The 18,335-nt window shown below is 71.2% G+C and carries 15 protein-coding genes; 13 read left to right on the top strand and 2 right to left on the bottom strand.

What is annotated here, in order from left to right:
• Window positions 1–188: 188 nt before the first annotated feature.
• The 10 genes from sucC to HNO83_RS12090 all read left to right on the top strand — a co-directional run bounded on the left by sucC (window position 189) and on the right by HNO83_RS12090 (window position 13,771).
• Complete coding sequence (sucC, locus tag HNO83_RS12045; RefSeq protein ID WP_175337759.1) at window positions 189–1,352, top strand: ADP-forming succinate--CoA ligase subunit beta; 1,164 nt, start codon at window positions 189–191, stop codon at window positions 1,350–1,352.
• A gap of 17 nt (window positions 1,353–1,369) precedes the next feature.
• The gene (gene sucD, locus HNO83_RS12050) at window positions 1,370–2,257 is read left to right on the top strand and encodes a succinate--CoA ligase subunit alpha (protein ID WP_115697861.1); all 888 of its coding nucleotides are present in this window, start codon (window positions 1,370–1,372) and stop codon (window positions 2,255–2,257) included.
• Window positions 2,258–2,396: 139 nt separating this feature from the next.
• A complete protein-coding gene (locus HNO83_RS12055) occupies window positions 2,397–3,782 on the top strand; it encodes a coiled-coil domain-containing protein (RefSeq protein WP_175337760.1) in 1,386 nt (461 codons plus the stop codon).
• A gap of 55 nt (window positions 3,783–3,837) precedes the next feature.
• On the top strand, window positions 3,838–5,133 hold the full coding sequence (locus tag HNO83_RS12060; protein WP_175337761.1) for a cell division protein PerM: 1,296 nt from the start codon (window positions 3,838–3,840) through the stop codon (window positions 5,131–5,133).
• 32 nt (window positions 5,134–5,165) lie between these two features.
• On the top strand, window positions 5,166–5,759 hold the full coding sequence (gene purN, locus HNO83_RS12065) for a phosphoribosylglycinamide formyltransferase (protein ID WP_175337762.1): 594 nt from the start codon (window positions 5,166–5,168) through the stop codon (window positions 5,757–5,759).
• Window positions 5,756–7,336, top strand: a complete 1,581-nt coding sequence (gene purH / locus HNO83_RS12070; protein WP_175337763.1) for a bifunctional phosphoribosylaminoimidazolecarboxamide formyltransferase/IMP cyclohydrolase — start codon at window positions 5,756–5,758, stop codon at window positions 7,334–7,336. The genes purN and purH overlap by 4 nt, the downstream gene beginning before the upstream one ends.
• A gap of 102 nt (window positions 7,337–7,438) precedes the next feature.
• Complete coding sequence (locus tag HNO83_RS12075; protein WP_175337764.1) at window positions 7,439–8,494, top strand: Glu/Leu/Phe/Val dehydrogenase family protein; 1,056 nt, start codon at window positions 7,439–7,441, stop codon at window positions 8,492–8,494.
• A 24-nt stretch (window positions 8,495–8,518) separates the two neighbouring features.
• Window positions 8,519–9,718 carry a dimethylargininase gene (ddaH, locus tag HNO83_RS20610; RefSeq protein ID WP_175337765.1) on the top strand — a complete coding sequence of 400 codons (1,200 nt, stop codon included), beginning with the start codon at window positions 8,519–8,521 and terminating at the stop codon, window positions 9,716–9,718.
• Window positions 9,719–10,127: 409 nt separating this feature from the next.
• Window positions 10,128–11,960: an ABC transporter ATP-binding protein gene (locus tag HNO83_RS12085; protein WP_175337766.1), complete on the top strand. Its 1,833-nt coding sequence runs from the start codon at window positions 10,128–10,130 to the stop codon at window positions 11,958–11,960.
• Window positions 11,957–13,771 carry an ABC transporter ATP-binding protein gene (locus tag HNO83_RS12090; RefSeq protein WP_175337767.1) on the top strand — a complete coding sequence of 605 codons (1,815 nt, stop codon included), beginning with the start codon at window positions 11,957–11,959 and terminating at the stop codon, window positions 13,769–13,771. The genes HNO83_RS12085 and HNO83_RS12090 overlap by 4 nt, the downstream gene beginning before the upstream one ends.
• 84 nt (window positions 13,772–13,855) lie before the next feature.
• Here the strand turns inward: HNO83_RS12090 and HNO83_RS12095 are convergent, their stop codons facing one another.
• On the bottom strand, window positions 13,856–14,809 hold the full coding sequence (locus HNO83_RS12095) for a type III PLP-dependent enzyme domain-containing protein (protein WP_175337768.1): 954 nt from the start codon (window positions 14,807–14,809) through the stop codon (window positions 13,856–13,858).
• Window positions 14,810–14,985: 176 nt separating this feature from the next.
• Here HNO83_RS12095 and HNO83_RS12100 point away from each other — a divergent pair, with 176 nt between their 5' ends.
• The 3 genes from HNO83_RS12100 to HNO83_RS12110 are packed head-to-tail and all read left to right on the top strand — an operon-like array spanning window position 14,986 to window position 17,808.
• On the top strand, window positions 14,986–15,333 hold the full coding sequence (locus tag HNO83_RS12100) for a response regulator (RefSeq protein ID WP_175337769.1): 348 nt from the start codon (window positions 14,986–14,988) through the stop codon (window positions 15,331–15,333).
• 4 nt (window positions 15,334–15,337) lie between these two features.
• The gene (locus HNO83_RS20785) at window positions 15,338–16,021 is read left to right on the top strand and encodes a response regulator transcription factor (protein ID WP_349627166.1); all 684 of its coding nucleotides are present in this window, start codon (window positions 15,338–15,340) and stop codon (window positions 16,019–16,021) included.
• A gap of 5 nt (window positions 16,022–16,026) precedes the next feature.
• Window positions 16,027–17,808, top strand: coding sequence for a sensor histidine kinase (locus tag HNO83_RS12110; RefSeq protein WP_175337770.1), 1,782 nt, complete (start codon window positions 16,027–16,029; stop codon window positions 17,806–17,808).
• Between the two features lie 41 nt (window positions 17,809–17,849).
• Here HNO83_RS12110 and HNO83_RS12115 read toward each other — a convergent pair whose 3' ends face one another.
• Window positions 17,850–18,272 (bottom strand): hypothetical protein, encoded by a 423-nt coding sequence (locus HNO83_RS12115; RefSeq protein ID WP_175337771.1) that lies wholly within the window; start codon window positions 18,270–18,272, stop codon window positions 17,850–17,852.
• Window positions 18,273–18,335: the final 63 nt, after the last annotated feature.

Consider the following 18,335-nt stretch of genomic DNA (forward strand, 5'->3'; position numbering starts at 1 on the left):
CCGATCTGTGGAGAACCACGGCCGCGCGTTCCCTGTGCGCACCTTGCCCGATTCGGGGCGTTCAGGCGGACGCGCTAAAGTTCTTCCTGGCGAATTTATCTCGGCGTCGAGCTATTCTCGCGTCGGGCCGCCTCGAGGAATCAGCCGGCAGCCACGAGCGCACCGGGCAATCAGCGGATTGGATAACCGTGGATCTATACGAGTACCAGGCCAGAGACCTGTTCGAGAAGTACGGGGTCCCGGTCCTTCCGGGCATCGTCGCCGACACCCCTGAGGAGGTGCGCGCCGCGGCTGAGAAGCTGGGCGGTGTGACCGTCGTCAAGGCGCAGGTCAAGACCGGTGGCCGCGGCAAGGCCGGCGGCGTCAAGGTGGCCAAGAACCCGGACGAGGCGGAGGAGGCCGCGAAGGCGATCCTCGGGCTCGACATCAAGGGCCACGTCGTCCGCCGCGTGATGGTCGCCGGCGGCGCCCGGATCGCCCGCGAGTTCTACTTCTCGGTGCTGCTCGACCGGGCCAACCGCTCCTACCTCTCGCTCACGAGCGTCGAGGGCGGCATGGAGATCGAGCAGCTCGCCGTGGAGAAGCCGGAGGCGCTCGCCCGCGTCGAGGTCGACCCGCGCGGCGGCATCGACCACGCGAAGGCCGTCGAGATCGCGAAGGCCGCCGGGTTCCCGGAGGACCTCGTCGAGAAGGTCGCCGCCGTCTTCGTGAAGCTGTACGAGGTCTACACCGGCGAGGACGCGACCCTGGTCGAGGTCAACCCGCTGGTCCTGACCGAGGAGGGCGACATCATCGCGCTCGACGGCAAGGTCTCGCTCGACGAGAACGCCGACTTCCGCCACCCCGACCACGAGGAGCTCGAGGACAAGGCCGCGGCCGACCCGCTGGAGGCAAAGGCCAAGGCCGCGAACCTCAACTACGTCAAGCTGGACGGCCAGGTCGGCATCATCGGCAACGGCGCGGGACTGGTCATGTCCACGCTGGACGTCGTCTCCTACGCGGGCGAGAAGCACGGCGGCGTCAAGCCGGCGAACTTCCTCGACATCGGCGGCGGCGCGTCGGCCGAGGTCATGGCGAACGGTCTGGACGTCATCCTCAACGACCCGCAGGTCAAGAGCGTCTTCGTGAACGTCTTCGGCGGCATCACCGCTTGCGACGCGGTCGCCAACGGCATCGTGAAGGCGCTGGAGATCCTCGGCGGCGAGGCCAACAAGCCGCTCGTGGTGCGCCTGGACGGCAACAAGGTCGACGAGGGCCGCCGCATCCTCACCGAGGCGAACCACCCGCTGGTGACCCTCGCGCTCACCATGGACGAGGGCGCCGACAAGGCCGCCGAGCTGGCCGCGAAGTAAGCGAAGGACGAACGAACATGTCTATCTTCCTCAACAAGGATTCCAAGGTCATCGTCCAGGGCATCACCGGCGGCGAGGGCACCAAGCACACCGCTCTGATGCTGAAGGCCGGCACCCAGGTCGTCGGCGGCGTGAACGCCCGCAAGGCCGGCACCACCGTCACCCACGGCGACGTCGAGCTGCCCGTGTTCGGCACCGTCGTCGAGGCGATCGAGAAGACCGGCGCCGACGTGTCGATCATCTTCGTGCCGCCGGCGTTCGCGAAGGACGCGATGGTGGAGGCGATCGACGCCGAGATCCCGCTGCTCGTCGTCATCACCGAGGGCATCCCGGTGCAGGACTCGGCCGAGGCCTGGGCCTACGCCAAGGAGAAGGGCAACAAGACGCGGATCATCGGCCCGAACTGCCCCGGCATCATCACCCCGGGTGAGTCGCTGGTCGGCATCACCCCGGCCACGATCACCGGCAAGGGCCCGATCGGCCTGGTGTCGAAGTCCGGCACGCTCACCTACCAGATGATGTACGAGCTGCGCGACCTGGGCTTCTCGACCGCCATCGGCATCGGCGGCGACCCGGTCATCGGCACCACCCACATCGATGCGCTCGCCGCGTTCGAGGCCGACCCGGAGACCAAGGCGATCGTGATGATCGGCGAGATCGGCGGCGACGCGGAGGAGCGCGCAGCCGATTTCATCAAGGCCAACGTCACCAAGCCGGTCGTCGGCTACGTCGCCGGCTTCACGGCTCCCGAGGGCAAGACGATGGGCCACGCCGGCGCCATCGTCTCCGGCTCGGCGGGCACCGCGCAGGCGAAGAAGGAGGCCCTGGAGGCCGCAGGCGTGAAGGTCGGCAAGACGCCGTCCGAGACCGCCGCCCTGCTGCGCGAGGTGTACGCCGCGCTGTAACGGCAGCACGCACGAACCGGGAGGCCGGGATCCCTGAGGGTCCCGGCCTCCCGGCGTCCGCTCCCGAAACTGCTCTCTGCCCGACCCTCGACCCCGCGCGTTACAGTGTCGCCACCTGGATGCCGGAAGGGGGAGGCCCATGGCTCGCCTCACGAACGCCGAACTGCTGGAGCGCATCGAGGCGCTGGAGGAGGAGAACGCGGCCCTCCGCGAGCAGGCCGTCGCCGACCCGGATGCGACGCGGCCCCTCCCGCCGCCCGCCGCACCCGTGAAGCACCGGCGCAGCTGGGCGTGGACGCTGCTCGCGGTCGTCCTGATCGTGCTCGGTGCGATCCTGGCGCCCGTCGCGGTCGTGGCGTCGTGGGCGAAGATCCAGCTGACCGACACGGACTCGTTCGTCGCGACCTATGCGCCGCTGGCGAAGGATCCGGCCGTCCAGGGGTTCATCACCGACCAGGCGGTGAAGGCCGTCCAGGACCATGTCGACATCCCGCAGGTCACCTCGCAGGTGATCGACGGCATCACAGAGCTCGGGACGGGCCCGGTGGCGACGAAGGCTCTCAACGCCCTCAAGGGGCCGCTGGCGCAGGGCATCGTGTCGCTGATGAGCTCCACCGTGCAGCGGTTCGTCGCCTCCGACGCATTCGCTCAGGTCTGGGAGCAGGCCCTGCGTACGAGCCACGACCAGCTCGTCGCCACGATGCAGAACGACCCGAAGGCCGCGGTCACCGTCGGGGCGGACGGCTCCATCGGCATCCAGCTCGGCCCCATCATCGACCGGGTGAAACAGCTGCTGGTGGATCAGGGGCTCACCTTCGCCTCGCAGATCCCGTCCGTGGACCGCACGGTGACGGTGGCGCAGAACTCGTCCATCCCGACCCTCCAGCTGTTCTACGGCCTGGCGATCGCCGCGGGCGCCTGGCTGCCGTGGGTGGCGATCGGCCTGCTCGCCCTCGGCGTGATCGTGGCACGGCGGCGCGCGCTCGCGCTGATCTGGGCAGCGGTCGCTCTCGGCCTCGCGATGGCGCTGACCCTCGCTGCGCTCGCCGTGGGACGGATCGTCTTCGTCGCGTCCGCCTCGCCGTCGCTGGTGCCGTCGAAGCTGGCGCAGACGCTGTACTCGACCGTGACGGACGCGATGATCGCCACCGCGGTCGCGGTGCTGGTCCTCGCGCTGGCCGTCGCGCTCGTCGGCTGGTACGCCGGCCCCTTCGCGGTGCCCCGGCGCCTGCGCGGCTTCTTCCAGTCCGGTGTCGCCTCGGCTCGGGCCGCGGCAGAGCGCCACGGCATCACCACCGGCAGGGTCGGGGAATGGCTGTACGCGCAGCGGGCTCTCCTCCGCGCCGCGGTCGCCGTGATCGCGGCCGCGGTCGTGCTGCTCGTGCGGCCCATCACGCCCGCGCTCGTCATCTGGACGCTGGTGCTCGCGGCCCTGGCCATCGCGCTCCTGGAGCTGCTGCAGCGTCCCGCGATCACCGTCCCGGAGGAGGCGGACGACGAGACCCCCGTGATGACGGTCTCCTGAGCGCCGAAGTGTCGGCGGCTCCGGCCGCGACGGCGCCGGTAGGCTCCGTTCGGTCATGAGTCGCACAACCGTCGCCCTGCTCGCCGCGCTGGAGGCGCTCATCGTCGCCGCCATCGGCCTCGGCATCTGCCTGGTCCCCATCGCGATCCTGTGGGCGGCGCAGTACCAGCTGGGCGCCGACTTCACGGTGGTGTGGCGGTCCGCCGCCGACATCTGGCTGGTCGGCCACGGCGTCAACCTGACCGTCTCGCTCGACCCGCAGACCGTCGCGCAGTTGGGCCTGCCCGCCGCCGGGACGCCGTTCCAGGTGACCATCGCCCTGCTCGGCTTCGCGGTCCTCACGGCCGGCCTCGGTGTCCGGACCGGGATGCGCGCCGCCGACACCGGACAGCGTCTCGTCGGCGCGGCGAGCGCGCTGGCGACGTTTGCGGTCATCGCCACCCTCGTCGTGCTGACGGCGGGCGCGCCGATGGTGCAGCCGTCGATCTGGCAGGGCATCGTGCTCCCGCCGTTCGTCTACGGCATCGGCATCGCCGCAGGTCTCGGGCTGGCCGCACTGCGCGGTACGGCCGAGGACGACTCGGCGGTGCGCTCGGTGGAGGGCGCCGCGAACCCCCGCGCACCGCGGACGGATGCGGGCGGTGTCGCCGTGCTGTCCCTCCTCCGCACCCGGACCCGGGCGATCCCGGAGGCGCTCGCCGACGGCGCCGTCGCCGTCGTGCGCGGCGGCTCGGCCGCGACGGCGATGATCGTCGGCCTCGCGGCGCTCGTGCTCGCCCTGCTCATCTTCGGCAACTACGGCGCCATCATCGGCCTCTACGAGCAGCTGCAGACCGGTGTGGCGGGAGGCGTGGCCCTGACGGTCGGGCAGCTCGCCATCCTCCCGAACCTGGTGGTGTGGATGGCGTCCTGGCTGATCGGCCCGGGCTTCGCGATCGGCACCGGCTCCGCCGTCAGCCCGCTCGGGACGGCGCTGGGGCCGTTGCCGGGCCTTCCGCTGTTCGGCGTGATCCCGCCCGGCGGCTTCGCCTTCGGACTCGTCGGCGTCGTCGTCCCGATCCTCGCGGGATTCGTCAGCGGGGTGCTGCTGCGTGCGCGCCCGGGAGCGCACCGGATCGAGGGCGTCCGCTCGGTCGCCCTGACGGCCCTCGGGATGGGCGCCGTCGCCGGCATCCAGCTCGGCCTGCTCGCGTGGTGGTCCTCCGGGGCGCTCGGTCCCGGCCGCCTGCACGACGTCGGCCCGAACCCCTGGCTCGTCGGGGGTCTCGCGGCGGCCGAGGTCGCGGTCGCGGCGGCCATCGGCCTCGCCGTCTCCGGCCGTCGCGCCGCCGGGGGCCGCGCCCGGCGGTGATCGGGGGCGCCGCTCGCCGCTAGGCTTGTGGGGTGCTCTCGATTGTGGTGCTGATCTCCGGCGGTGGCTCCAACCTGCGCGCTCTGCTGGAGGCGTCGGAGGACGCGGAGTTCCCGGCGCGCGTCGTCGCCGTCGGGGCCGACCGCGAGGCCGACGGGTTCGAGCACGCCGAGCGCTTCGGCATCCCGACCTTCAGCGTGCCGTTCACCTCGTATGCGAGCCGGGAGGAGTGGGGGGACGCCCTGCTGGAGCAGATCCGCCAGTGGGAGCCCGACCTGACCATCCTGTCCGGTTTCATGCGCCTCGTGCCGCCGCGGGTGGTGGAGGCCCTGTCCCCGAACCTCATCAACACGCATCCCGCCTACCTGCCCGAGTTCCCGGGGGCCCACGCGGTGCGGGATGCGATCGCCGCCGGAGTGACCCAGACCGGCGCGAGCCTCATCGTCGTCGACAACGGAGTGGACGCGGGCCCGATCATCAGCCAGGAGCGCGTGGAGGTGCTTCCCGGCGACACGGAGGCCGCCCTGCACGAGCGCATCAAACCCGTGGAGCGACGGCTGCTCATCGACGCCGTGCTCGACATCGCCAACGGACACATCGACCTCGAGGAGCTTGCCAGAGCATGAGCGGACCCCGCCACGACGCCAGCCTGTACCGCGAACGGGACCTCGTCCCCGTCCGCCGCGCCCTGATCTCGGTCAGCGACAAGACCGGGCTGCTCGACCTGGCCGCCGCCCTGGCGGCCGCCGGCGTCGAGATCGTCTCCACCGGCTCCACCGCGCAGACGATCCGGGATGCGGGCTACGGCGTGACCGACGTCGCCAGCGTCACCGGGTTCCCGGAGTCGCTCGACGGCCGCGTCAAGACGCTGCACCCGGCCATCCACTCCGGTCTCCTCGCCGACCTCCGGCTCGCCTCGCACGAGGAGCAGCTGAAGGAGCTGGGGATCGATCCGTTCGAGCTCGTCGTCGTGAACCTGTACCCGTTCGTCGAGACGGTCGCTTCCGGGGCGGTCGGCAACGACGTGGTCGAGCAGATCGACATCGGCGGCCCGGCGATGGTCCGTGCGTCGGCGAAGAACCACGCCAATGTCGCGATCGTGGTCTCGCCCGACGACTATTCCGCCGTGATCGAGGCCGTCGCCGCGGGCGGGACGACCTTCGACCAGCGGCGTGAGCTCGCTTCCAAGGCGTTCGCGCACACGGCCGCCTACGACGGCGCGGTGGCGGCGTGGTTCGCCGGACAGGCTCCCTCGACCCTGGATTTCCCGGAGCGCTGGGAGGCCCGCGCCGAACTCAAGCAGACGCTGCGCTACGGCGAGAACTCGCACCAGGCCGCGGCCCTCTACGCCGACCCCACGGGACGCGGCATCGCCCAGGCGACACAGCTCGGCGGCAAGGAGATGTCGTACAACAACTACGTCGACGCCGACGCCGCGCTGCGCAGCGCGTACGACTTCGACCAGCCGGCGGTGGCGATCATCAAGCACGCCAACCCGTGCGGCATCGCCGTCGCCGACGACATCGCCGAGGCGCACCGCAAGGCGCACGAGTGCGACCCGGTCTCCGCGTACGGCGGCGTGATCGCGGCCAACCGCACGGTGACGCTCGCCATGGCCGAGACGGTCAAGGGCATCTTCACCGAGGTGCTCATCGCTCCGGCGTACGAGCCGGAGGCGCTGGAGCTGCTGCAAACCAAGAAGAACCTGCGCATCCTGCAGCTGCCCGAGGGCTACGCGCGTGCGCTGACCGAGTTCCGGCAGATCTCGGGCGGCGTGCTCGTGCAGGACAGCGACCGCTTCGATGGGTTCTCGTCCGCCGGGTGGACGCTCGTCGCCGGCGAGGAGGCCGACGCGGCCACCCGCGCCGACCTCGAGTTCGCCTGGAAGGCGTGCCGAGCGGTCAAGTCGAACGCCATCCTGCTCGCCCACGACGGCGCTTCGGTCGGCGTCGGCATGGGCCAGGTCAACCGCGTCGACTCCTGCAACCTCGCGGTGAGCCGGGCGGGCGACCGTGCCCGCGGCTCCGTGGCGGCCTCCGACGCGTTCTTCCCGTTCGCGGACGGCCCGCAGATCCTGATCGACGCCGGCGTTCGGGCGATCGTGCAGCCGGGCGGGAGCATCCGCGACGAGGAGGTCGTCGAGGCGGCCAAGGCGGCCGGCGTGACCATGTACTTCACGGGGGAGCGGCACTTCTTCCACTGAGGCCGCGTCGCACGTTGCTTACGTCCCGCGGGCGCGGGAGAATGGACGGCGGTCCACAAGACCGCCACACCTTTTTCACCGCGATCCCACGAGGAGACACCGATGTCCGTCCTGCCCGCTGACCTGCCCCACGAAACACTGCACGTCGTGAAGGGGAGGCGGAGCGGCCTCACCATCAGCATCGCGGTCCACTCCACCGTCCTCGGCCCCGCCCTCGGCGGCTGCCGGGTCTGGACGTACGACTCCTGGCAGGAGGCCGTGTCCGACTCGCTGCGCCTGGCCGAGGGGATGACGATGAAGAACGCGGCCGCGGGCCTCAACCGCGGCGGCGGCAAGGCGGTCGTCTACGTGCCTCGCGGCACGACGCTGACCCCGACCGAGCGGTACGAGGCCATGCTCGACCTCGGCGACGCCGTCGAGACGCTCGGCGGCGCGTACATGACCGCTGAGGATGTGGGCACGAGCGCGGAGGACATGTCGGTCGTCGCCACCCGCACCGCGCACGTGTGCGGACTCCCGCCGTCGGAGGGCGGCGTCGGCGAGCCCAGCGACGCGACGGCGGCCGGCGTCTACGCCGGATTGCAATCGACGTTGGAGCAGGTCTTCGGCAGCCGCTCGGTGGCCGGCCGGCACGTGATCGTGCTCGGCCTCGGCCACGTCGGCTCGCTGATCGCGATGCGGCTGGCGAGCGAGGGAGCCGTGCTGACGGTCACCGACGTGAACCCCGCGAAGCGCGCGCTCGCCGAGGCGATCGGCGCCACCTGGGTCGAGCCCGAGGAGGCGCACCGCGTCGAGGGCGATGTGTTCGTCCCGGCCGGCGTCGGGGGCGTGCTCACCGAGCGCGTCATCGACGAGCTGCGCGTGCGCGCGGTGGTCGGGCCCGCTAACAACCAGCTGGCGGAGCGCTCCGGGGCCGCGCGCCTGGCCGCCCGCGGCATCCTGTGGGCCCCCGATTTCGTGGTCAACGCAGGAGGCGTCATCTTCCTCTCGATGGCCGGAGAGCCCGGCATCACGGCCGAGGCGACGCAGGAGCGGGTCGAGCGCATCGGCGACACGGTGACCGAGATCTTCCGGGTCGCGGCGGAGCGCGGCGTCACCACGCTCGAGGCCGCGGAGGAACTGGCGCTCGGCCGGCTGCGGGAGCCAGCGAACGCATAGCAGCGCTCCGCTAGGTTGGATGCCATGACGTCTTCCTGGGGCCGCAGGCTCGCCGCATCCATCTCCGCCGCTGTCGCCGTCGCTGCGATCGCGTTCGTCGCCTCGACGTTCGTGATCCTGGTGGCGAGCCAGCTGAACTCGGCGGCGCTCGCCACCACGACGCCGTACGTGGGATGGAACACGCTCGTCGCGCTGGTGCTCGGCTTCGGTGCGGGACTGCTCGGCGGCTTCGAGCGGCGCTGGATCGCCGTCGTGACCGGTATCGTGCTCGCCCTGGTGAGCACGCTGCTCGGCACGCTGATCCTGTTCACGGTCCTCAAGGTGACCCTTTCCGGTGAGGCGTGGGGCCAGCTGTTCCAGTCGTTCATCGGCATCAACCTGCCGTTCTGGCTGGCGGTCGCGGTCGCGTTCCCGACCGCCGGCTACGCGGTGTTCCGCACGATCGAGGGCGGGGAGCGCACCGAGCGCCGCATCGCGCTCGTGCGCATCCCCGCCGCCAACCTGGCCGAGGGCCTCGTCACCCACATCGACCGCGAGCCGGTGGATGCGGAGCTCGCCGACAAGCAGTGGGACGCCTACGTCGCCGCCCTGTCCGAGGCCGGCTGGCAGACCGTCGAGGTGACGAGCGCCGACCGCATGGCCGACTCGGTGTTCGTCGAGGACACGGCCGTTGTCCTGGGCGACCTCGCCGTCATCACCCGTCCGGGCGCCGAGTCGCGCCAGAACGAGCCGGAGGGCACCGAGGCCGCCCTGCGCGCCCAGGGCCTGCACCTCGAGCGGATCGTGGCGCCGGGCACGCTCGAGGGCGGCGACGTCCTCAAGGTCGGCTCGACCGTGTACGTCGGCCGCGGCGGCCGCACGAACGCCGAGGGCATCCGCCAGCTGCGCGCCATCGCCGGCCCGCTCGGCTACTCGGTCGTCGCCGTGCCGGTGACCAAGGCGCTCCACCTGAAGACCGCGGTCACCGCCCTGCCCGACGGCACCGTCATCGGGTACGAGCCCATCGTGGACGATCCGCGCATCTTCGAGCGCTTCCTCCCGGTGCCCGAGGCGCACGGCACCGCGGTCGTCGTGCTCTCCGACGACACCGTGCTGATGTCGTCGTCGGCGCCGCAGTCGGTGGCCCTGGTCGAGGACCTCGGCTACACGGTCGTCCAGGTCGACATCTCGGAGTTCGAGAAGCTCGAGGGCTGCGTCACCTGCCTCTCCATCCGCATCCGCTGACGCGGGCGGGCCGCCGCCGCGACTGCGTGCGTGCGGAACGACGGCGACGGGTCGACCCGCCGCAGTCGTTCCAGACGACCGCATCCAAGAAAACTCTTGCGAACTCAATGAACCTGGCAATATTCTGTAGGGCTGCCTTGTCGCGGCACTGAGGACGCATACATCGAGGCTGGGAGGACGCCATGACGACGATCGAGACCGCACGAAAGACCACCGTGCCCGGGTCCGTCGCCGCCCGTGTGGCCGGCGCCCGACCGTACGGGCGGTAGGTCACCCGCCCCGCGCCGTTCCCGCGCGCACCCGCTCCCTCACTCACAGGGTCTGCCACCGTCGGCAGGCCTTCGGCGACTCCTCCGCGTGGTCGCCGCCGACCCACGACGTCGGACCACTCACAGAAAACGGAATCTCCATGTCTGTCGCCACGGCACAGAAGAACACCACGAAGAAGCGGTCGAGCACCGTCCGCACCCTGCTGCGCATCCTGCCGTTCGCCAAGTCCGCCGCGCCCCGCATCGTGCTCGGCATGGTGGCCGCGCTGCTCGCCAGCCTGGTCGCGCTCAGCATCCCCCAGGTGCTGCGCTGGCTGGTCGACGGCCCGCTGTCGACCGGTGACCCCAGCGCAGTCTGGCCGGCTGCACTGCTCGTGGTCGGGCTGGGCGCGGCGGAGGCGGTGTTCATCTCGCTGCGCCGCTGGTTCGTGCTCACCCCGGGCACCCACGTCGAGGCGAGGATGCGCAACGCGCTCTACGAGAAGCTGCAGGACCTGCCCGTCGCCTTCCACGACCGCTGGCCGAGCGGCCAGCTGCTGTCGCGCGCCGTCAGCGACCTCAGCCTGATCCGCCGCTGGCTGTCCTTCGGCATCGTGCTGCTGGTGGTCAACGTGGTCACGATCATCGTCGGCTTCGCCATCCTGATCGGCTGGAACTGGATCCTCGGGCTCATCTTCCTGGTGTGCTCGGTGCCGCTGTGGATCTACGGCTTCGTCTTCGAGAACAAGTACTCGGTCGTCGCCCGCCGCAGCCAGGACCAGGCCGGCGACCTCGCCACGGCCGTGGAGGAGTCGGTGCACGGCATCCGCGTTCTCAAGGCCTTCGGCCGGGGCAAGCACGCCCTGAAGAGCTTCGAGTCGCAGGCGGAGCAGCTGCGCGGCACCGAGATCGAGAAGGCCAAGGCGATCGCGGGGATCTGGCTGTGGCTGCTGCTGGTGCCGGACATCGCGTTTGCCATCTCCCTCGTCGTCGGCGTCTGGCTCTCGTCGCAGGGGCAGCTGTCGGTCGGCGAGCTGGTCGCGTTCTTCGCGACGGCCACCGTGCTGCGGTTCCCGATCGAGTCGATCGGCTTCCTGCTCTCGATGACGTTCGACACGCGCACCGCGGCCGACCGCTTCTTCGAGGTGATGGACGAGACCAACTCCATCACCGATCCCGCCGACCCGAAGACGATCGAGGAGCCCCGGGGCGAGCTCGTCTTCGACGACGTGCACTTCCGCTACCAGGACTCGCCGGAGCGCTTCCCCGACCTGCTCGACGGCGTGCGCCTGACGGTGAAGCCGGGGGAGACGATGGCCCTCGTCGGCCTGACCGGCTCCGGCAAGTCGACCCTGACCGCGCTCACGACGCGTCTGTACGACGTGACCGGAGGCGCGGTGAAGGTCGACGGCGTCGACGTGCGCGACCTCACCCGCTACGACCTGCGCAAGGCGATCGCCATGGCCTTCGAGGACGCGACCCTGTTCTCGGCCTCCGTGCGCGACAACGTCCTGCTGGGCCGCGACGGCCTCGACCCCGTGTCGGCGGAAGCGGAGCGAGTGCTCACCGAGGCGCTCGAGATCGCCCAGGCGGGCTTCGTCTACGACCTGCCAGAGGGCGTCGAGACGAAGGTCGGCGAGGAGGGGCTCAGCCTCTCCGGCGGCCAGCGGCAGCGCCTCGCGCTGGCGCGGGCCGTGGCGGCGAATCCGAGCATCCTGGTGCTCGACGACCCGCTGTCGGCGCTCGACGTCGACACAGAGGCGCTCGTCGAGGCGGCCCTCCGGCGGGTGCTCGCCTCCACCACCGCGCTGATCGTCGCGCACCGGCCGTCCACGGTCATGCTCGCCGACCGGGTCGCGCTGCTGGAGGACGGCCGCATCACCGCGGTCGGCACCCACAGCGAACTGCTCGCCACCAGCGAGCACTACCGCTTCGTCATCTCCAGCCTGGAGGACGAACAGAACGAGGAGATCCTGGAGGAGGTGAACCTGTGAGCACGACGACAGTGCTGGGCGTCGAGGGCGAGGAGCGCAACGACCTCAGCAAAGAGGAGAGCAGGCAGATCCGCGGGCGTTCGCTGCGGCTGCTCGGTTCGCTGCTGCATCCGCTACGGTCGCGGCTGCTGCTGACCGCGGTGGTGGTCGTGGTGAGCACGGCCGCGCAGGTGGCCGGCCCCGCGATCATCGCGTTCGGCATCGACAACGGACTGCCGGCCCTGCTGAAGCAGGACTGGTTCCCGCTGGCGGCCGCCGGTGTCGCGTACCTGGTCACCGGCATCATCGGCGCCGGCCTGATCGCCTGGTACACGGTGCTGAGCGCGCGGATCAGCCAGGCCATCCTGATCGACCTGCGCAAGCGGGTGTTCCTGCACACGCAGAAGCTCTCGCTGGAGTTCCACGAGTCGTACACGTCCGGCCGCATCATCTCGCGCCAGACGAGCGACCTCGACTCCATCCGCGAGCTGCTCGACTCCGGCATCAACCAGCTGGTGCAGGGCGTGCTGTACATGCTCTTCATCGCGATCGCGCTGTTCTCGATCGACTGGGCGAGCGGTGTGGTGCTGGTGTGCTCGCTGGTGCCCCTGTACCTGCTCACCCGCTGGTTCCAGAAGCGCTCGCAGAGGCTGTTCCGCATCTCGCGGGTGGCGTCGGCCAAGCTGATCGTGCACTTCGTGGAGACCATGACCGGCATCCGCGCGGTCAAGGCGTTCCGCAAGGAGAAGCGCAACGAGAAGGAGTTCGGCGGCCTGGTCGAGGACTACCGGGATGTCAACGCGCGCGTCATCCAGCTGTTCGGGATCTTCGACCCGGGCCTCGTGATGATCGGCAACGTGGCGGTCGGCGTCGTGCTGCTCGTCGGGGGCTTCCGGGTCGCCGACGGCCAGCTCGCGATCGGCGTGCTGCTGGCGGTGCTGCTGTACACGCGCCGGTTCTTCGACCCGATCGAGGAGATGGCGATGTTCTACAACTCCTACCAGTCGGCCGCGGCCGCGCTGGAGAAGATCTCCGGCGTCCTGGAGGAGGAGCCGAGCGTCCCCGACCCGGTGAAGCCGGTCGACCTGTGGCAGGCGGAGGGCCACGTGCGCTTCGACGGCGTGACCTTCGCGTACAAGCGCGACCGGGTGATCCTGCCGGAGTTCACGCTCGACATCCCGGCGGGGCAGACCGTCGCGCTGGTGGGCTCCACGGGTGCGGGCAAGTCGACGCTGGCCAAGCTGATCTCGCGGTTCTACGACCCCAGCGAGGGCTCGGTGATGCTGGACGGCGTGGATCTGCGCGACCTGCACCCGAAGGACCTGCGCCGCGCGATCGTCATGGTCACGCAGGAGGCCTACCTGTTCAGCGGCTCGGTCGCCGACAACATCGCGCTCGGCAAGCCGGACGCGACGCGCGAGGAGATCGTGCGGGCGGCGGAGGCGGTCGGCGCCCACGAGTTCATCGAGGGCCTGCCGAACGGCTACGACACCGACGTGAACAAGCGCGGCGGCCGGGTCTCGGCGGGTCAGCGGCAGCTGATCTCGTTCGCCCGGGCGTTCCTCGCCGACCCGTCGGTGCTCATCCTGGACGAGGCCACCAGCTCGCTCGACATCCCGAGCGAGCGCCTGGTGCAGGAGGCGCTGCAGACGCTGCTCGCCGACCGCACCGCCGTGATCATCGCGCACCGTCTGTCGACGGTCGCCATCGCGGACCGCGTGCTCGTGATGGAGCACGGCCGGGTGGTGGAGGACGGCACGCCGGACGACCTGATCGCCGGCACAGGGCGCTTCGCCCAGCTGCACGCCGCCTGGCGCGACTCGCTGGTGTAGCGCGCAGCGAGGCAGGGCTCCGACGGGGCCACGGGAGGAGACTCCCGTGGCCCCGTCTCCTGTCTCCGGCGGCGAGGGGTCGAGTCAGCCGGCCGGGGACCAGGTGGTCCGCGCGCGCGTCGGGCGACGCGGAGCGCGTGAGGATGTGCGGGTGCGGGCCCGGACGATGACGACCTCGGCTCCCTCGTCGATGTAGCCGCTCGCGGTGGCCGGGTCGGCGTACCGCTCGTCGGCGCCGCTGACGATGGAGATGCAGTCGGCGACGACCGCCCGGCCGAGCGACGCGGTGACGACCGTGCCGAAGGTCGCAGGGGCGATCAGCGAGCGGACGCTGCGGGCGAGCTCGGCGACCTCCGCCGGGCGCACGGAGGCGCGCGTCGCCAGGATCTCGCCGAGGTCGAGCATCGCGGGCCTGCGCCCGGTCGCCGCGGCGATCGCGGTGTAGGCGGCGGACGCCTCGCGCAGGTCCGCGGCGATCCGGGCGGCCGGGGCACCCGCGGGCAGGCGGAGGGACAGGCCCGCCACGCGGATGCCGAGGATCTGGGCGTGGCGCGCGGCCGCCACCGCATGCTCCGGCGCGAGCCGGAGGAGCACAGCCGTCTCGGCCGGTGCGCCAACGAAGACGTCGAGGGCGTGGACGTCGTCCACGACGAACAGGCGCACCCCGGCGTCCCACGCACGCCGGCGCTCGTGCCACGCCGCCCCGGTCGCGGCGTGCAGCACACGGCGCGGATCGGCGTCGACGCGGCGGAGCGCCTCCAGCCCGGCGTCGCTCGCCACGCTGAAGCCGGAACCGTCCGCGGCGAAGCCGGCCAGCAGGCGGGGGTGGGCCAGTGCGGTCACCTCGTAGCGCGCATCCACCCACGGCAGAGCCTCGCGCAGTTCGCGGAACCGGCGGGCGGCACGGTCGAGGTCGATCACGACCACGGGAGAGGGCGCTGCGCCGGCGGCCGCCCCGGACGCCGGGCCGGGCCGGACGGCCGTGCCGTCGGGGTCGGCGGCGCCGGTCGGGTCGGCGGCTCGCGTGACGGTGGACATCGCCCTCTCCTCGGTCGTACGTCCCGCCACGACGGGCGGGTCCCCCTCCGTTCGGGTCGGTGAGGTTGTCTCATATCGTGGCCTCGCCCGATCTGACCCGCATCCGGGGGGTCACGAGATTCCGAATGCGTGGAGGCACGGATGAATGCCGGGTCGCGTGCGGAGATGATGGGCACATGTCCCTCCGTGTTGTGATCGTCGACGACCACGAACGGTTCCGCGAACAAGCCGCGGAGCTGCTCCGTCTGGAGCGGTTCACGGTCGTGGGCGACACGGACACGGCGGCTCGCGGCGTCGAGCTGAGCAGGCGGCTGGCCCCCGACGTCGTCCTCCTCGACATCGGCCTGCCGGACGCCAGCGGCTTCGACGTGGTCGCCGCGATGCGGGCCGTCGGAGCGGTCGTCGTGCTCACCTCCAGCCGCTCGGCGAAGGACTACGGCAGACGTGTGGCCGACAGCGGGGCAGAGGGCTTCGTCAGCAAAGACGAACTGACCGGTGAGGCGATCCGCAGCCTGCTAAGGTAAGCGCGTGAGCGGGGGACAGACAGATGGTTCCCGCGCGCTCCGGGTGGCCGTCGCCGACGATGCAGTGCTGCTGCGCGAAGGGATCGGCCAGATCCTGCGTGCGGGCGGTATGGAGGTCGTCGCATCGGTCGACACCGCTGAGGAGCTCCTCGGCGCCGTCGCGGACGACGACGGCATCGACGCCATCGTGCTCGACATCAAGATGCCGCCGACCCACACCGACGAGGGGCTGCGCGCACTGGAACGCCTGCGGGCCGGCGGGAACCGCGCCGGAGTGCTCCTGCTCTCCATGTACACGACCGCGTCGTACGCGATCCGCGCGATGAGCGCCGGCAGCGGCACGGGCTACCTGCTGAAGGACCGCGTCGCCGACGCCGACACGCTGGTCAGCGCCGTGCGCACGGTCGCCCGCGGCGGCTCCGTCGTCGACCCCGAGGTCGTGCAGCTGCTCGTGACGGCCCGATCCTCCGAGGCAACCGTCGAGTCGCTGTCCGCCCGCGAGCGCGACGTGCTGCGGCTCATGGCCGAGGGCAAGTCGAACGTCGGCATCGCCGGCGACCTGCACCTCAGCCTCCGCACCGTCGAGTCGCACATCGGCCACATCATGGCGAAGCTCGGTGTGGAGGACTCCGCGGAGGGCCACCGGAGGGTGCTCGCCGTGCTGCGGTTCCTCGGCCGGGACGCCTGAGCCCCATGGACGCCGGACGGCCGGCCTTCGCGCGCATCGCCCTCCGCGCGCTCGCGGTGGCCGTCGCGGTCGCCTCCAACGTGATCGCGCAGGTGATCAGCGCGATGACCGGCGACTACGGGCCGCGTCCTGCGGGCCTGGGCTGGGCGCTCATCTTCATCTCCGTCGCCATGGTCTACATCGTGTGCGCCGTGGTCGCGTGGCGTATCGTCCGCAGTCCCGTTCCGGGGTGGCTGATGGTCGGCGCCGCCCTCTTCTGGTCGGCCGGCGCGTGGTACCCCCTGGTGCGCCAGTGGGGCTGGGTGTGGCCGTGGGTGGCGGGCGTCACCGACCTGTGGGCCGTCCTGGTCGGCATCCTCGTGCTCTGCTATCCGACCGGTCGGCTGACCGCGCGCTTCGACCGCGTGGTGGTGCTGGCCGTGGCGGTCGCGTTCGCGGTCCGGCTGGGCGGAATCCTGCTGTTCTCCTCGCCCGCGCCCGCGGAGTGCGGATGCGCCACCAACCCGTACGCGGTGCTGCCGAGCGACACTGCCGACTTCTGGCTGGGCATCGCCTGGCGCGCCGTCGGTCTCGCCCTGATGCTCACCGTCGCCGCCCGCCTCATCGCCCGCTGGTTCACCAGCTCGCTCCCGGCCAGGCGCGTCGCGTTCGTGATGCCGCTGGCGATCCTGCTCTGGTGCTACGGCACGGTGCAGGACTCGCTGAGCTTCGCGCTCGACTGGGACGGCGGCTGGCTGCAGTTCATCCCGCCCGTCGCGATCGCGCTCATCCCTCCCGCCTTCGTCGGCGGAGTGATGTACGCGCGCGGGCTGCGCTCCCGCGTGGCCGACCTGGTGATCGTCGCGCGCGACAAGGTCGACCGCGAGCTGTGGGAGTCGAGCCTCGCGCGCACGCTGCACGATCCGTCGCTCCGCGTGTTCTGGTGGGACGAACCGCTGCAGACGTACCAGACCAGCGACGGGAGCCCGGTCCCCGACGCAGGACCCACCGACCGCCCCGGCCGCTCGACGCTCGCCATCGACTCGGACCAGGGCCCGATCGCCCTCATCGAGCACGACGTCGCCCTCGCGCAGGACGACCGGTTGCTCGACGCCGTTTCCTCCGCCCTGCTGCTCTCCGTCGACAACGACCGGCTGCGGGAGCGGCTGCAGCGCACCATCCAGGAGCTGCGGGAGTCGCGCCTGCGCATCGTCGAGGAGGGCTACCTGGCCCGTCGGCGGCTGGAACGCGACCTGCACGACGGCAGCCAGCAGCAACTGGTCTCGCTCGCGATCAGCCTGCGGATCGCCACCGCGAAGGCCGAGGCGCACGGCGACGAGGACCTCGCCGGCGACCTCCAGCGCGCGTCCGGTCAGCTCGCGGACGCGCTGCGGGAGCTGCGGGAGCTGGCGCGCGGCATCCACCCGACCGTGCTCACCGACGGCGACCTGCGCTCGGCCATCGAGGAGCTCGGGATGCGCAGCCACCTGCCCGTCGAGGTGGACGTCGACATTCCGGGACGTCTGCCGGAGGTCGTCGAGGAGACCATCTACTACTGCGTCTCCGAGTGCCTCGCCAACGCCGCGAAGCACGCCCGCGCCCGCACCTGCTCGGTCGTGGTCGCAGCCGCCGACTCCACCGTGAGCGTCGTCGTGAAGGACGACGGTCAGGGCGGAGCCCGCATCGAGCCGGGCGGCGGGCTCGAGGGCCTGCGCGACCGGGTGGAGGCCGTGTCCGGCCGGGCGGACGTGCGTTCGGTGGAAGGGCTCGGAACGATCGTGGAGCTGACCATCCCGCTCGGCGCCTGACCGGGAGGTGTTTCTTCAGCGCGTCGACGCGCGGCCGGGACCTACTTCGTCGCGGCCTTCGCCGCCCAGACCTGCTCGCCGATGTTGAAGGCGGTCCACCCGCCGGGGCAGCGATAGGCCTTCGGCGGCAGACCGTCGACGGGCCACCAGCTGTCCTGGATCGGCGGCTTCGGGACCGGGACCTCCGTGATGCAGACGTTCGGCTTGATGATCGACTTGGCCCCGTAGGTCAGGATCGCCGACCCGTTCTGGCGGTCGTAGTCGACCCGGATGATCGTCGCGTCGTCGGGCACGAAACCGGGGGAGCCGAACGCGGAGGTGCCGGCTGCCTTCATGTCCTTCGCCGTATCGAAGATGTCCGCCTCCACGTGAGGCTCGAACGCGCTCACCACCGAGCATCCGGAGAGGGTCAGGGCGAGCAGGGAGATCGTCGCGATGACTCCGGCGGTTCGGATGCGGGGCACGGGCAGCTCCAGGAGAAGTGGACAGGGTCTGTTAACGCAGTGAACACTACGCGGCTGAACGAA

Origin of the sequence: Leifsonia sp. C5G2 (assembly GCF_013359685.1) — a bacterium.
Taxonomy (GTDB): Bacteria; Actinomycetota; Actinomycetes; order Actinomycetales; family Microbacteriaceae; genus Leifsonia.

Bases quoted from the DNA above. Each gene is read 5' to 3' on its own strand.
- sucD (WP_115697861.1), top strand. From the start codon at position 1,370: ATGTCTATCTTCCTCAACAAGGATTCCAAGGTCATCGTCCAGGGCATC.
- HNO83_RS12055 (WP_175337760.1), top strand. From the start codon at position 2,397: ATGGCTCGCCTCACGAACGCCGAACTGCTGGAGCGCATCGAGGCGCTG.
- HNO83_RS12060 (WP_175337761.1), top strand. From the start codon at position 3,838: ATGAGTCGCACAACCGTCGCCCTGCTCGCCGCGCTGGAGGCGCTCATC.
- purH (WP_175337763.1), top strand. From the start codon at position 5,756: ATGAGCGGACCCCGCCACGACGCCAGCCTGTACCGCGAACGGGACCTC.
- HNO83_RS12075 (WP_175337764.1), top strand. From the start codon at position 7,439: ATGTCCGTCCTGCCCGCTGACCTGCCCCACGAAACACTGCACGTCGTG.
- ddaH (WP_175337765.1), top strand. From the start codon at position 8,519: ATGACGTCTTCCTGGGGCCGCAGGCTCGCCGCATCCATCTCCGCCGCT.
- HNO83_RS12085 (WP_175337766.1), top strand. From the start codon at position 10,128: ATGTCTGTCGCCACGGCACAGAAGAACACCACGAAGAAGCGGTCGAGC.
- HNO83_RS12095 (WP_175337768.1), bottom strand. From the start codon at position 14,809: ATGTCCACCGTCACGCGAGCCGCCGACCCGACCGGCGCCGCCGACCCC.
- HNO83_RS12100 (WP_175337769.1), top strand. From the start codon at position 14,986: ATGTCCCTCCGTGTTGTGATCGTCGACGACCACGAACGGTTCCGCGAA.
- HNO83_RS12110 (WP_175337770.1), top strand. From the start codon at position 16,027: ATGGACGCCGGACGGCCGGCCTTCGCGCGCATCGCCCTCCGCGCGCTC.